A 13,977-nucleotide genomic window follows, 5' to 3' on the forward strand; every position below is an offset into this window, starting at 1 on the left:
ATATATGTTTTATTGGCAAATTTCTATCAGTATGTTCGTAACAGGGATACTGCTGCGCTGGTTTAATCGAACTGAACGTTGAATTTGATTTTCAGATCTTTCAATGTTGTTTGGAATATTTTCAGCGTTAGGTAGAACAGGTCTTTCTGTAATTTCCACTTACTTAAGTAGGCTGTATCAAAGCCAGGTCGTCTGAAAAGCCGTTTTCAGACGACCTTTTTAAACTGTATAAGCGATTTATTCACAGACTTTTAAAAAATTTATTTTTATAAAGAAAATATATATAACAATAATGCTACAAAAACCGACTTTCTGTCTTGAGTTATCCACAGGAATCCCTATATAGCCGTTAACGTAATATCAAACCAAAGGAAACCGAAAGATGAGATTCGACAAACTAACCGCAAAATTCCAGCAGGCTCTTTCAGACGGCCAGAGCCTGGCACTGGCTGCCGACAACGGCTATCTCGAAGCCGGCCATGTGCTCAAAGCCCTGCTTGACGACAACGGCGGCATCACCGCCCTGCTCGCCCACGCCGGCGTGAATGTCGCCCAAGTGAAACAGCAGTTGCAGCAAACCTTAAACAGCCTGCCGAAAGTGTCCGGTCAGGGCGGTGAAATCCTTCCCGGCCGCGAATTGCAGGCCGTACTGAACCTGATGGATAAAGCCGCTGCCAAACGCGGTGATGCCTATATTGCCAGCGAGCTATTTCCGCTTGCGCTGGTGCAGCAGAATGACGCCACCGGCAAAATCCTGAAAAATGCCGGTGCCACCGAGCAGAGCATCAACGCTGCCATCGATGCGGTGCGCGGCGGCGCGGCTGTGGACAGCCCCAATGCCGAAGACCAACGCGAAGCCCTGAAAAAATACACCCTTGATTTAACCCAACGCGCCCGCGAAGGCAAACTCGACCCCGTTATCGGCCGCGATGATGAAATCCGCCGTGCCGTTCAGGTATTGCAGCGGCGCACCAAAAACAACCCCGTGCTCATCGGCGAACCCGGTGTGGGCAAAACCGCTATCGTTGAAGGTTTGGCGCAGCGTATCGTTGACGGCGAAGTGCCCGAGAGCCTGCGCAACAAACGCCTGCTGGTGCTTGATTTGGCTGCATTAATCGCCGGCGCCAAATATCGCGGCGAATTTGAAGAACGCCTCAAAGGCGTACTCAACGATTTGGCGAAAGACGATGGCAACACATTGATTTTCATCGATGAAATCCATACTTTGGTGGGTGCCGGCAAAGCAGACGGCGCAATGGATGCGGGCAATATGCTCAAGCCTGCACTGGCGCGCGGCGAGTTGCACTGCATCGGTGCCACCACTTTGGACGAATACCGCCAATACATCGAAAAAGATGCCGCACTGGAGCGTCGCTTTCAAAAAGTGCTGGTAGGCGAGCCCAGCGTGGAAGACACCATCGCCATTTTGCGCGGTTTGCAGGAGCGTTACGAAATCCATCACGGCATCGATATCACCGACCCGGCAATCGTTGCGGCGGCAGAATTGAGCAACCGCTACATCACCGACCGCTTCCTGCCCGACAAAGCAATCGACTTAATCGATGAAGCCGCCAGCCGCATCAAAATGGAGCTGGATTCCAAACCCGAGCAGATGGACAAGCTCGACCGCCGCATCATTCAATTGAAAATGGAGCGGATGCACGTTGAAAAAGAAAACGATGACGCCAGCAAAAAACGCTTGGAGTTAATCGATGAAGAAATCGGCGGTCTGCAAAAAGAATACGCCGATTTAGACGAGATTTGGAAAGCCGAAAAAGCCTCTTCCGCCGGCACGGCCGACATCAAAAAACAAATCGATGAAATCAAGGTGAAAATCGAGCAGGCCAAACGCCAAGGCGATTTCGCCCGCGCCTCCGAATTGGAATACGGCGAGCTGCCCAAGCTCGGCCGGCAGTTGCAGGCCATCGAGAGCAACCCCGAAGCGAAACAGGCCAACAAACTCTTCCGCACCAAAGTCGGCGCAGACGAAGTGGCCGAAATCGTTTCGCGCATGACCGGCATTCCCGTGGCCAAAATGATGGAAGGCGAGCGCGACAAACTGTTGAAAATGGAAGAAGTGCTGCACAAACGCGTGGTCGGCCAAGACCAGGCCGTGCGCGCCGTGTCCAACGCCATCCGCCGCAGCCGCAGCGGTTTGGCCGACCCCGGCAAACCTTACGGCAGCTTCCTGTTTTTAGGCCCCACCGGAGTGGGCAAAACCGAATTGTGCAAAGCACTGGCCAATTTCCTGTTTGACAGCGAAGACCATTTAACCCGCATCGATATGTCGGAATACATGGAAAAACATGCCGTTGCCCGCCTAATCGGTGCGCCCCCGGGCTATGTGGGCTACGAAGAAGGCGGCTATCTCACCGAACAGGTGCGCCGCAAACCCTACAGCGTGATTCTGCTCGATGAAGTGGAAAAAGCCCACCCCGATGTGTTCAACATTCTGCTGCAAGTACTCGATGACGGCCGCCTCACCGATGGACAGGGCCGCACGGTCGATTTCAAAAACACCGTAATTGTGATGACTTCCAACATCGGCAGCCAGCATATCCAAAAACTCGGCACCGCCGATTACGAAGCGGTGAAAGACGTGGTGATGGAAGACGTGAAAGAACATTTCCGCCCCGAAATGATCAACCGCATCGATGAAGTGGTGGTGTTCCACGGTTTGGATCAGGCCAATATCCGCAACATCGCCAAAATCCAGCTCGAAGGCCTGAAAAAACGCCTCGAAGCCATGAACCTGCGCTTAACCGTAGACGATGCCGCGCTCGATGTGATTGCCCAAGCCGGCTTCGACCCGGTGTACGGCGCCCGCCCGCTCAAACGCGCGATTCAGGCAGAAATCGAAAACCCGTTGTCGGTCAAACTGTTGGAAGGCGCTTACCGGCCCGACAGTGAGATTCGTGTGCAAGCCGAGGGCGACAAACTGGTGTTTGCCTAAGCATTTGAAGCCGTTATCGTGAACCCGCTTTATTTCCGTTACGTTGCCGGGCGTACTGCCCGGTGCCGAAAATAAAGTAGATTCTCGACATAATCACAGGCCGTCTGAAAATGTTTCAGACGGCCTGTGATTCTTTCTCTATGCCCAACCCGATAATTACACTTCGTTCAGATTCAGATAATGGCGGCTGCCCTGCATATCGCTCATGGCGCGCAACAGCATTTCGAAGTGGTCGTCATTGTTGATGAAATCCAGCTCATCGGCATTGGCAATCAAGAGCGGTGAGTTTTGATAGAGATGGAAAAAGCGGCGGTATTCGTCTTGAATCTGCCCCAGATAACCCGGCGGAAAAACATTCATCATGCTGCCTTGCCGTTTTTGCAGGCGTTTTTGCGCGTTTTCATCTGAAGTCTGCAAATAGATCACCAAATCGGGCACCGGGTATTCGGGCATAATCTTGCGCTTCATCTGCCAAAACAGGGTTTGTTCGTTGGCCGGGTCGCTGCCTTTGAGCACGACCGGCACGAAAATCTGGTCTTTTTCAAGCAGAAAATCGGCGATGATGCACTCGTTTTTTTCTTCTTCGGTGTTAATCAGCTCCACTGCTTCGGTGCGGCGCATCAGAAAATACAGCTCGGTGGCCAGGCCGTGGTTGGCGGCATTCAGATAAAACTGTTCCAAAAAGGGGTTGCGCTCGGGGCTTTCGGTTAAATGCAGGGCATCGAAATATTCTGCCAGGCGGCGGCTCAGCTCGGATTTGCCGCTGCCGATGGAACCTTCTACTACGATATAACGGTGGTGCATGATGGATGGTCTCTCCGTGGTGTCGGGTGGTTGCCGGTTAAGTTTCAGACGGCCTGTTTGCGGCCGTCTGAAAACACGGGCGCGGCTTCGGTTACGGCGATGCCGCCGCTGCCCAATCGTTCTGCCAAATCTGCCGCGCGGCCGTGGTTGCCCAGCCGGAAATCGGGGGCGATTTCGGCCAGCGGGCGCATCACGAAACTGCGCTCGTGGGCGCGCGGGTGCGGCAGGGTGAGACAGGGTGTGCTGCCGGATTCACCGTTGTAGTCGATGATGTCCAAATCGAGCGTGCGCGGGGCATTGCGGAAGCTGCGCTCGCGCCCGAAGCTGCTTTCGATACTGTTTAACACAGCCAGCAGCTGCTCCGCGTCCAAACGGGTAGACACGATGCAGACGGCGTTAATAAAATCGGGCTGGTCAGCATAGCCCACGGGCGCGGTAATATAGAGTGAAGATGTGCGCAGCAGTTCAATCTGCGGATGCCCTGCAATGATTTGCAAGGCTGTTTTTATCTGCTGTTTGGGATTGTTCAGATTGCTGCCCAACGCAATGACGGCGGTGTTGGATATCATGTTTCAGACGGCCTGTCAAAGTGGTTTGTAACGCGCCAGATAAATGATTGCCGCCACGCACAGCATCGATAAACCATATCCCGCCCATGCTTTGCCGGTTTTCGGCTGCGCGCGCACGGTTATCATGCCCAAACCGATATAACCCAACAGCAGCAGCAGTTTCACGCCCAGCCAGTTTGCATTGCCAAACGGGGTGAAATGGGTGATTTTCATCAGCCACAGGCCGGTAAACAGCAGCAGCGTGTCGTTGAAATGAGGGAGGATTTTCAGGATTTTCGGCAGTGGTTTGGCGGGTTTGGCGGCGCGCAGCCAAAAGCGCAGGTTGAACAGCAGCACGGTAACGGCCGCAAACAGCATATGGCTGTGTTTCACAATGATATATTGCATGGTATTTTGGTTGGTGTTTTCAGACGGCCTGTATTGTAACCCGAAACCGCCATCGATTCTGCATTCTTCGGCAGTATTCGGGTATTCGCCGGCATAGTGAACCCACTTTGTTTCCGTTGCGGCATTTCTGTGCCTCAGCCAAAGGGAACGGTTTTGCCGGCCGCCTGTGTGGCGGCAGAATCGGTTTGGTATTGTCTGTACTGTCTGCGGCTTGCTGCCTTGTGTCGGAAAAAAGTGGGATTCACTATTAAAGCAGGGTTCGCTGTAACGATTATGATTAAACCGAGGCCGTCTGAAAAACGGGCGGCTTTTGCGGCATGCGCTTTTCAGACGGCCTAAACGTATTTTGTAACAACACGGGTGGATCTGTTTATTTGTTGTGCAGCTTTTTCACACTCACTTTGGCCTTCTTTTTCAAGCGGTTTTTTGTTTCTTTGCGCCCTTCGCGTTTTTCGATGCGGTTGCTCAACGCCGCACGGCGCAGCGGTTTTTTCTTGGGTTTGTCTTGCGCTTCTTCGTAGGGATTTTCCGACACATTGTATTGGATGCGCAGCGGCGTGCCCTGCAGATTGAAGGCTTTGCGGAAGGTTTGGGTGAGATAGCGGGTGTAGCTGTCGGAAACGGCCTGCAATGAATTGCCGTGTATCACGATAACGGGCGGATTCATGCCGCCCTGATGGGCATAGCGCATTTTCGGGCGCACCAAACCGGCTCGCGGCGGGGCTTGGCGTTCGAGTGCCGCCTGCAGAACGCGGGTGATTTTCGGCGTGGGCATTTTCATCATGGCGGCGTTGTAGGCCGATTGGATGCTCTCAAACAGGCTGTCGATGCCGCGCTCTTTCAGCGCGGAAATATAGTGGAACTTGGCGAAATCGAGAAAATAGAGTTTGCGGGCAATATCGCGCTTCACTTGTTCGCGCCGCTCCTGGCTGATGCCGTCCCATTTGTTTACCGCCACCACCAGCGCCCTGCCCGCTTCGAGGGCGAAACCGGCAATGGTGGCATCTTGGTCGGCGATGTCCTGCTGCGCATCCAACACCAGCACGGCCACGTTGGCCGCCTCAACGGCCTGCATGGCTTTAATCACCGAAAATTTCTCAACCGCTTCTTCCACTTTGCCGCGCCGGCGCACGCCTGCGGTGTCGATGATGGTAAACGGTTTGCCGGCACGCTCAAAATCGATGTGGATGCTGTCGCGGGTGGTGCCGGCCATGTCGAAGGCAATCACGCGCTCTTCGCCGAGAATGGCGTTTACCAGCGTGGATTTGCCCACGTTGGGGCGGCCGATAACGGCAAACACGGGGTGTTTGGGCGCAGCGGTTTCTTCTTCGACATCGGGAAAATGTTCCAAAACCGCTTCTATCAGGTCATACACACCATCGCCGTGTGCGCCGGAAACTACATACGGCTCCCCCAAAGCCAGCTCGTAAAATTCGGCGGCCAACACGGCCCGGTCGGCACCCTCGCCTTTGTTCACGGCCAGATACACAGGGCGCGGGCTTTGGCGCAGGCGGTCGGCGATGATTTTGTCTTGCGGGGTCAGGCCGGTGCGGCCGTCAACCAGAAATACCACTGCATCGGCTTCGTCTACCGCCTGCAGGGTCTGCTTGGCCATTTCGTGCAGAATGCCGCTGTCCACCACCGGCTCGAAGCCGCCTGTATCGATAACCAGATAAGGTTTGCTGCCCCCCCTGCCGTGGCCGTAGTGGCGGTCGCGGGTGAGGCCGGGCAGGTCGTGCACCAAAGCATCCCTACTGCGCGTGAGGCGGTTGAACAAGGTGGATTTGCCCACATTGGGGCGGCCGACTAGGGCGATGGTGGGTTTCATATTTTTGCTTTCTGTGTCAGGCCGTCTGAAAAGTTTCAGGCGGCAAGCAGGTGCTGTATAGACACCCCTCTTTAAAATCATTACAGCGTTGGTTTGCGTCGGCTGTATTCTGCAGCACAGGGGTTTGAGATGATACGCCGTCAAACAAAAGGGCTTGCAGAAAGCTTCCTGCAAGCCTACTGTTTTCAGACGGCCTGAAACCTTTGCAAAAAAACCAATTTAAACTTGAAAACGTTTGTGCTCCGCCATTTTCTCGTAGGCAGGAATCCAATACAATTTTCACAAGTCGTTGAAATCAAACAACAGTTAATTTTAAAAGGCCGGATTCCCACCTACACGGGAATGACGACAATCGGATGTTTCAGACGGCCTAAACGGATTTTGCAAAGGTCTTGGCCTTTATTTTAATTGGTCGGCCTTAAACTGCACCGACTCCCTATTGGCGGCATCTTTGGGCAGCTGCGCCAAAGCCTGCCCGTAAGCCTGCAAGGCTTCTTTGTTTTTGCCCTGTGCCAAATAAATATCGCCTTTGGTTTCCAAAAGCAGGGGTTCGAAAGCGGGGGCAACTTTGGTGTTTGAGGCGGCGAGAGCTTCTTCATATTGGTTTTGCTGCAAACGTACAACTGCCAAACGCTGGGCAGCCATTGCCTGCACAACCGGGTCTTTCTGGTTGTCTAGCACCCAGTTCAAATGGTTGGCGGCGGTGTCATAGCTGCCTTTGTCGAACTCTGTGCCGGCCACCATAAACGCGGCCTGTGCGGCAGCAGTCGTGCCGCTGTAATTCTGCTGGAGATTGCGTAAATCAGCGTTTACTGCTTTGGCATCGGCGTTGCTTTGCGCTTTTTCAACCAGCTGCGTCAGTACGGCTGCGGCCTCTTGGTCTTTTTTTACCTGATGGTTTTGATAAACCACATAACCCAAATAGCCTAAGGCGGCGGCCACCAATGCGGCAAACAGCCAACGCCCCCAGCTTTTCCAGAAATATTTGAAATTTTCGAGCTCTTCCTGCTCTTGGATATGTGCAGCCATTTAAGCATTCTTCCATTGTTGTAGGGTGGAAACCAACAGGGCGGCATCAAGGGTGGTTTGGCCGTGGGTGCCCTGTAGGTCTTTAAGGGTAACCGTGCCGTCTGAAAGCTCGTTCTGAGCCACAATCAGGGCGAAGCGTGCACCGCCGGCATCGGCTTTTTTCATCTGTGCTTTCAGGCTTTGGCTGCCGGTGTGTTGCAGCACATCGAATCCGGCATCGCGCAGGGTTTGGGCATGTTTCATCACTTGCAAAGCGGTGCCTTCGCCTTGGTGCATGGCGTAAACATCTGGTGCGGCCCGATAAGCCAGTGCGCCGTATTCCCGCACCAGCAGCAGCAGGCGTTCCACCCCCATGGCAAAGCCGATAGACGGCGCAGGTTTGCCGCCCAGCTCTTCAATCAGGCCGTCATAACGGCCGCCGCCGCAAACGGTGGCCTGTGCGCCAAGCTTGTCGGTTGTCCATTCGAACACGGTTTGGTTGTAGTAGTCCAAACCGCGAACCAAACGGGGGTTTTCCATATAGGCAATATCCAAGCCCTCGAGCATGGCTTTAAATGAGGCGTAGTGCGCACGCGATGCTCCGCCCAGATATTCGGTCAAGTGCGGTGCGTTATTGCAGATTACCTGCAAATCGGGTTTTTTGCTGTCGAGCACACGCAGGGGGTTGGTGTACAGACGGCGTTTGCTGTCTTCATCGAGCTTGTCTTTGTGGCTGCCCAGATAAGACACCAGCGCCGCACGGTGGGCGGCGCGCTCTTCGCGGTTGCCCAGGCTGTTGATTTCCAAAACCAGATAGTCGCGTATGCCCAATTCGTTCCATAAGTCTGCCGACATAGCAATGATTTCGGCATCGATATCGGGACCTTCGAAACCCAGGGCTTCCACACCCACCTGGTGAAACTGGCGGTAACGCCCTTTCTGCGGGCGTTCGCGGCGGAACATCGGCCCCATATACCATAATTTTTGCGGGCCGTTATACAGCAGGTTGTGTTCGACCACCGCACGCAGGCAGGATGCCGTACCTTCGGGGCGCAAACTCAGGCTGAGCTTATCGTTGGAATCGGCAAAGCTATACATCTCTTTGCCGACCACATCGGTTTCTTCGCCGATGGAGCGCACAAACAGGCCGGTTTGCTCCACAATGGGGGTGCGGATTTGGCTGTAACCGTAGCGGCGCGCCCAGCGGGTAACGGTGTCTTCAAATGCCTGCCAAAAGGCGGCAGTGAGTTTGAAATCTTTCTGCTCCACCGGCAGAAGGTCGTTCATGCCTTTAACGGCTTGGATTTTTTGTCCCATAGTATTTCGATATCCGCATTCTTTTCAGACGGCCTGTTATTCGATGCCGCTGTTGGTAAACTGGCGCAGCATACTGGTGGTCAAACCGGCAAATTGTCTGTATTTTTCGGACTGGCCGCTTTCTTTATCCAAATCGACAGAAACCAACACACCGCTTTTATTGCCGTAAAGCATGGTGTTTTCAATTTCCCAAACCTGTTTCTTGCCTGATACGGCAGGCGAAACAAAAGCCTGTATCATCTCGCCGGAAGGCAGGTTCTGCAAAATCAGGCTTTTTTTAACATTGTCGAGCAAATCTGCGCCCACAAACTGAAACGGGTTCACGGCCATGTCGCTCACACCCTGATAAGTGTAGATAAACACTTTGTGTTCTACTTTCGGATTGTTGAGCAGATAAAGCCTTAACAGTAATTCGCGTAAATCGGGTGCCATCTTTCACCTCGCTTTGTTTGAATATTGGAGGCCGTCTGAAAATATAACGACAGGTTTTATACCGATAGAATGGGAATCACCCGGCTCCCGTTACGTTTTTTACCGCCTTCGCCATAATTGGTTTCCACATATTCCTGCACAATAGCTAAGAATTCGGCGGCCATATTGTCGCCTTTGAGCGTAACTTTGCGTTCGCCATCCACATACACGGGGGCAACTGGCGTTTCGCCCGTACCGGGCAGACTGATGCCGATATCGGCCAGCTTACTCTCACCGGGGCCGTTAACCACGCAGCCCATCACCGCAACATTTAACGATTCTACGCCAGGATAACGGTTGCGCCAAACCGTCATGCTTTCGCGCAAATACTGCTGGATATCGCGCGCCAGCTCTTGAAATACCGTGCTGGTGGTACGTCCGCAGCCCGGACAGGCGGTAACCATGGGCGTAAACGAACGCAGCCCCATGGTTTGCAGAATTTCCTGAGCCACCACCACTTCCTGCGTGCGCGGGCTGCCCGGCTCGGGGGTGAGCGAAATACGGATGGTGTCGCCTATGCCTTCCTGCAACAACACCGCAAGCGCGGCAGTCGAGGCAACAATGCCTTTACTGCCCATGCCTGCTTCGGTTAGGCCTAAATGCAAAGGATAAGCGCAACGTGCGCCCAAATCGCGGTAAACCTGAATCAAATCCTGTACAGCACTGACCTTGCACGACAAAATGATTTTGTTTTCAGGTAGGCCCAAATCTACCGCCTTTTGGGCAGATTCCAATGCCGATACAATCAGTGCCTCTTTCATAACCTCTTCAGACGGCTTGGGCGAAGCAGAGGCCGAATTGGCATCCATCATGCGCCGGGCAAGACTTTGGTCGAGCGAACCCCAGTTTACGCCGATGCGCACGGCCTTATCGTGTTCGGCGGCAGTACGTATCATATAGGCAAATTTTTCGTCCCCTTTCGCGCCTTTGCCTACATTGCCGGGATTGATGCGGTATTTTGACAACGCGCGGGCACAATGGGGAAATTCTTGCAGCAGCCGCTCGCCGTTAAAATGAAAATCCCCCACCAATGGTGTATCGCAGCCCATATCATCCAAACGGCTTCTGATTTCCGCCACTTTGGCGGCAGCTTCAGGGCTGTTTACGGTAATCCGCACCATTTCCGAACCGGCATCACTCAATTCTTTCACTTGCTGCGCCGTACTCTGGGCATCAGCAGTGTCGGTGTTGGTCATCGACTGCACCACAACAGACGCATCGGAACCTACGGTTACATGATCGATACGGACCTGGTGGGTTGGACGGCGGATAAGTGTCGGGGTGCTCATTGCTGTCCTGCGGTAAAAGATGACGTGGTTTTACCGGTTAAGTGCCGGCGCACGGCGATTTCCCGCCCACCGTAATTGGCAGTGGCACCGAGAGAATAACCAATCCAAACTTCATACGGCGCACCGCCCCTGAAGCGGTGTTCGCTGCCTGCAGGCACAATGCGGTTGATAACGAATGCACCGTTTTTGTCTTTGATAACCAGGTTGGAGCGGTATAAAACCTTAACCATCAATTCATCGGCGGCAACCGGCACTAAACCGGAAGCAGGAGCAGGCTCCGAAGCCGCGACACTGTCTTGGGCTGTTGCCGGAGCAGAAGCAGCAGAGGCCGCAGAGATCGCAGCATCACCGTCCATTGCTACCACTGAAATATTGCCGGCCTGAAGATTGCCGGCTGCCGAGCCTGCCGGCTCCGGACGTTCCATATGATCGCTCTGTTTGGCATATTCCTGATTGGATTTGCTCTGCCATGCATAAATACCGCCGCCGACAGCCACCGCTGCCAGCACTCCTAAAATCCAGGCGGGAAACGATTTTTTTACCTCGGTTTGCCGATAATTCATAGTATGGCTGCCGCTACGGTCAACTGCATACAGATTATTGCGGTTCTGCGGCATGATTCGGTCTAAAAATGCAGCGACTTCGTTATCGTCTAAATCCAAAAAACGACCATAGGTCCGCAAAAAACCACGCACAAACACCAGCTCGGGCATCATTTCGTAGTTGCCGCTTTCCAAGCCTTCGATTTGGCGGGCCGACAGCTTCAAGCGTTCGGCAACCTCTCCTATCGAATAACCTTTCTGCTCTCGCACTTGGCGTAACTTCAAACCCAGTTCGGCGGCAGCGTTGTTGGAGGGGTGTTGTTCTAATTGCTGGTTATCGGTCATTACAAACGTCCTGTTGTAATTGTTTGCAGTTCATCGGAATAGGGATAATTGGCACGCAATTGCGCTTCGTATTCGTAGGCTGCCTGCGTGTTGCCTAAAGTATTATACAGACGCCAACCCAAAAGCAGGTCGTCTGCCCCCAAAGCATCAACCTTGCTTTGATATTGGCGGAAATAATAGTCGGCACCGCTCAGATTGCCGGCCAGCATTTTGGTACGCGCCATTTCCTTCAAAACGGGATAAAACTGCGCATCGGCCGCCAAAGCCCGTTCAAAATAAGCCTCTGCCAGGGAATACTGCCCCATTTTGGTGCTGCATATGCCTTTATTGAGATTGGCGATATGCGGGTTAGGGTAAGTGGGATCGGCCAAAGCCTTATCGAAATAAGGCAGTGCATCATTCGGACGATTTTGAATACTGCAGAGAAACCAGCCGTAATTGTTATTGATTTCCGCACTGTTCGGTTTAATCGACAATGCTTTTTGAAAGCTCTCCTGCGCTTTGTCGTTCACTTTCAAGTATTGGTAGATTTGGGCGCGAATCAGCCAAGCATTCTCGTTTTTCGGATTGGCCTTCAATGCTTCATCAATACTGCCGACTGCCTGGCGGTAATCTTTTCCGCGCAAATATTCCACAGCCAACTGTGTTTTAATGTTCGATATCTGCTCTGCCCGTTCACGTGCGGTCGGTTGCGATGCCCCGCCCGCGCAGGCACTCAATGCCAACATTATTGCCATGATTCCCGCTGTTGTTTTGGTATTCATATCTAGCCCCTTAAAATTCCCTTAGATTGTATGGTAATCTGCTGCCATTTTTCCCGGCGGCGCGTTTTATCCTTCACTTGGCCGGCAAGCTGCCCGCAGGCGGCATCGATATCGTCGCCGCGGGTTTTGCGCACGGTAACTACAAACCCTGCCTGTTGCAGGATATCGCGAAATACGCGGATGTTTTCGTTGCTCGAACGCTCGTAACCCGAATTCGGAAACGGGTTGAACGGTATCAGGTTGAATTTGCACGGCACGTTGCGTACCAGTTCGATTAACTCCCTTGCATGCTGTGCCTTGTCGTTAATACCATCGAGCATCACATATTCAAACGTAATGAAATCGCGCGGAGCCTTATCAAGATAGCGGCTGCAGGCTGCCATCAATTCTTTTAACGGGTATTTTTTATTCAGAGGCACAATTTCGTTGCGCACAGCATCGTTGGAGGCGTGCAGCGACACGGCCAGCGCCACCGGCATCACATCGCGCAATCTGTCCATCTGCGGCACCATGCCTGAAGTAGATACCGTTACCCTCCGGCGCGACAATCCGTAGCCGTGGTCGTCCAGCATAATGCCCAATGCGGTAATTACGTTGTCGAAATTGGCCAAAGGCTCGCCCATCCCCATCATCACCACATTCGAAATCACCCGCTCATTTTTCGGGGTGATGCCCATGGCTTTGTTTGCCCACCACAATTGGCCGATGATTTCGGCGGTACTCAGGTTGCGGTTGAACCCCTGCCTGCCGGTTGAACAAAACGTGCATTCCAATGCACAGCCTACTTGCGATGAAACACACAAAGTGCCGCGGTCGGCTTCGGGAATAAACACAGTTTCCACACCGTTGCCGGTTCCCACATCAAGCAGCCATTTCCGGGTGCCGTCTGAAGATTCTTGAGCGGCCATTAAAGCAGGTACGACCACTTCGGCCTGCTCTTGCAGCTTGATGCGTAAAGATTTCGCCAGGTCGGTCATGTCATCAAAACCGGCAGCGCCGGCCTGATGTATCCAGCGCATCACCTGTTTGGCACGGAAAGGCTTCTCGCCCATTTTTGCGAAATGTTCGGTCAGCCCGTTTAAATCGAAATTCAGCAGATTGGTTTTCATGTTCGCCACAGGCTTTTAAATGAAAGCTTTATCATAACTTTTCGGCAAGCTCTGCAGAAAGCTGCCATTTAAAAGCTAAACTTCAGGCCGTCTGAAAATATTCAGACAGCCCGAAGAGTTGCATGTCCGCTTAGCGGGTGCAGATTTCGCTTTCGCTGAAGAAATAGGCAATTTCTTTAGCGGCGTTTTCCAGGCTGTCGGAACCGTGCACGGCATTGGCATCGATAGATTCGGCGAAATCGGCACGGATGGTGCCGGCTGCTGCTTCTTTCGGGTTGGTGGCGCCCATCAGTTCGCGGTTTTTAACTACGGCGTTTTCACCTTCGAGCACCTGAATCATCACGGGGCCGCCGGTCATGAAGGCAACCAGGTCGGCAAAGAACGGGCGGTCTTTATGCACAGCGTAGAAATCTTGGGCTTCTTTGGTACTCAAGTGTTTCATTTTGGCGGCAATGATGCGCAGGCCGTTGTTTTCAAAACGGCTGTAGATTTGGCCGATCACATCTTTGGCAACTGCATCGGGTTTGATGATGGAAATGGTACGTTCGATAGCCATGAAAAATCCTTTAATTAATGAAATTTCCCAACAGA

At 53.0% G+C, this 13,977-nt stretch carries 13 protein-coding genes; 1 reads left to right on the forward strand and 12 read right to left on the reverse strand.

All coding sequences use genetic code 11. The features are described from left to right. Positions 1-382: 382 nt before the first annotated feature. The gene (gene clpB / locus H7A79_RS04730; RefSeq protein WP_187001215.1) at positions 383-2,953 is read left to right on the forward strand and encodes an ATP-dependent chaperone ClpB; all 2,571 of its coding nucleotides are present in this window, start codon (positions 383-385) and stop codon (positions 2,951-2,953) included. 156 nt (positions 2,954-3,109) lie between these two features. On the opposite strand, the gene H7A79_RS04735 is transcribed toward clpB, so the two are convergent. The 12 genes from H7A79_RS04735 to ndk form a co-directional block, all read right to left on the reverse strand. Continuing rightward, the gene (locus H7A79_RS04735; RefSeq protein ID WP_187001216.1) at positions 3,110-3,757 is read right to left on the reverse strand and encodes a deoxynucleoside kinase; all 648 of its coding nucleotides are present in this window, start codon (positions 3,755-3,757) and stop codon (positions 3,110-3,112) included. A 44-nt stretch (positions 3,758-3,801) separates the two neighbouring features. Continuing rightward, positions 3,802-4,326, reverse strand: a complete 525-nt coding sequence (folK, locus tag H7A79_RS04740) for a 2-amino-4-hydroxy-6-hydroxymethyldihydropteridine diphosphokinase (RefSeq protein ID WP_135033959.1) — start codon at positions 4,324-4,326, stop codon at positions 3,802-3,804. A 15-nt stretch (positions 4,327-4,341) separates the two neighbouring features. Beyond that, positions 4,342-4,713: a SirB2 family protein gene (locus tag H7A79_RS04745; protein ID WP_135033958.1), complete on the reverse strand. Its 372-nt coding sequence runs from the start codon at positions 4,711-4,713 to the stop codon at positions 4,342-4,344. Positions 4,714-5,083: 370 nt separating this feature from the next. Then, complete coding sequence (gene der, locus H7A79_RS04750; protein ID WP_135033957.1) at positions 5,084-6,541, reverse strand: ribosome biogenesis GTPase Der; 1,458 nt, start codon at positions 6,539-6,541, stop codon at positions 5,084-5,086. 399 nt (positions 6,542-6,940) lie between these two features. Then, positions 6,941-7,570: a YfgM family protein gene (locus tag H7A79_RS04755; protein ID WP_135033956.1), complete on the reverse strand. Its 630-nt coding sequence runs from the start codon at positions 7,568-7,570 to the stop codon at positions 6,941-6,943. Then, complete coding sequence (hisS, locus tag H7A79_RS04760; protein ID WP_187001217.1) at positions 7,571-8,866, reverse strand: histidine--tRNA ligase; 1,296 nt, start codon at positions 8,864-8,866, stop codon at positions 7,571-7,573. Between the two features lie 36 nt (positions 8,867-8,902). After that, positions 8,903-9,298, reverse strand: coding sequence for a hypothetical protein (locus H7A79_RS04765; RefSeq protein WP_187001218.1), 396 nt, complete (start codon positions 9,296-9,298; stop codon positions 8,903-8,905). 56 nt (positions 9,299-9,354) lie between these two features. Beyond that, a complete protein-coding gene (gene ispG, locus H7A79_RS04770; protein ID WP_135033953.1) occupies positions 9,355-10,626 on the reverse strand; it encodes a flavodoxin-dependent (E)-4-hydroxy-3-methylbut-2-enyl-diphosphate synthase in 1,272 nt (423 codons plus the stop codon). Next, entirely contained in the window at positions 10,623-11,513 is an 891-nt protein-coding gene (locus H7A79_RS04775; RefSeq protein ID WP_187001219.1) for a helix-turn-helix domain-containing protein, read from the reverse strand. Before H7A79_RS04775 ends, ispG begins: the two co-directional genes overlap by 4 nt. Beyond that, on the reverse strand, positions 11,513-12,277 hold the full coding sequence (gene pilW / locus H7A79_RS04780) for a type IV pilus biogenesis/stability protein PilW (protein ID WP_187001220.1): 765 nt from the start codon (positions 12,275-12,277) through the stop codon (positions 11,513-11,515). Before pilW ends, H7A79_RS04775 begins: the two co-directional genes overlap by 1 nt. A gap of 2 nt (positions 12,278-12,279) precedes the next feature. After that, the gene (gene rlmN, locus H7A79_RS04785; RefSeq protein WP_187001221.1) at positions 12,280-13,386 is read right to left on the reverse strand and encodes a dual-specificity RNA methyltransferase RlmN; all 1,107 of its coding nucleotides are present in this window, start codon (positions 13,384-13,386) and stop codon (positions 12,280-12,282) included. Positions 13,387-13,516: 130 nt separating this feature from the next. Continuing rightward, positions 13,517-13,942, reverse strand: coding sequence for a nucleoside-diphosphate kinase (gene ndk / locus H7A79_RS04790; RefSeq protein WP_135033949.1), 426 nt, complete (start codon positions 13,940-13,942; stop codon positions 13,517-13,519). Between the last annotated feature and the right edge of the window lie 35 nt (positions 13,943-13,977).

Origin of the sequence: Neisseria musculi, from assembly GCF_014297595.2 — a bacterium.
Lineage (GTDB): Bacteria > Pseudomonadota > Gammaproteobacteria > Burkholderiales > Neisseriaceae > Neisseria > Neisseria musculi.

What these genes read in the sequence shown, in the direction of transcription:
- clpB (WP_187001215.1), top strand. Translation starts at nt 383, where the DNA reads ATGAGATTCGACAAACTAACCGCAAAATTCCAGCAGGCTCTTTCAGAC.
- H7A79_RS04735 (WP_187001216.1), bottom strand. Translation starts at nt 3,757, where the DNA reads ATGCACCACCGTTATATCGTAGTAGAAGGTTCCATCGGCAGCGGCAAA.
- folK (WP_135033959.1), bottom strand. Translation starts at nt 4,326, where the DNA reads ATGATATCCAACACCGCCGTCATTGCGTTGGGCAGCAATCTGAACAAT.
- H7A79_RS04745 (WP_135033958.1), bottom strand. Translation starts at nt 4,713, where the DNA reads ATGCAATATATCATTGTGAAACACAGCCATATGCTGTTTGCGGCCGTT.
- der (WP_135033957.1), bottom strand. Translation starts at nt 6,541, where the DNA reads ATGAAACCCACCATCGCCCTAGTCGGCCGCCCCAATGTGGGCAAATCC.
- H7A79_RS04755 (WP_135033956.1), bottom strand. Translation starts at nt 7,570, where the DNA reads ATGGCTGCACATATCCAAGAGCAGGAAGAGCTCGAAAATTTCAAATAT.
- hisS (WP_187001217.1), bottom strand. Translation starts at nt 8,866, where the DNA reads ATGGGACAAAAAATCCAAGCCGTTAAAGGCATGAACGACCTTCTGCCG.
- H7A79_RS04765 (WP_187001218.1), bottom strand. Translation starts at nt 9,298, where the DNA reads ATGGCACCCGATTTACGCGAATTACTGTTAAGGCTTTATCTGCTCAAC.
- ispG (WP_135033953.1), bottom strand. Translation starts at nt 10,626, where the DNA reads ATGAGCACCCCGACACTTATCCGCCGTCCAACCCACCAGGTCCGTATC.
- H7A79_RS04775 (WP_187001219.1), bottom strand. Translation starts at nt 11,513, where the DNA reads ATGACCGATAACCAGCAATTAGAACAACACCCCTCCAACAACGCTGCC.
- pilW (WP_187001220.1), bottom strand. Translation starts at nt 12,277, where the DNA reads ATGAATACCAAAACAACAGCGGGAATCATGGCAATAATGTTGGCATTG.
- rlmN (WP_187001221.1), bottom strand. Translation starts at nt 13,386, where the DNA reads ATGAAAACCAATCTGCTGAATTTCGATTTAAACGGGCTGACCGAACAT.
- ndk (WP_135033949.1), bottom strand. Translation starts at nt 13,942, where the DNA reads ATGGCTATCGAACGTACCATTTCCATCATCAAACCCGATGCAGTTGCC.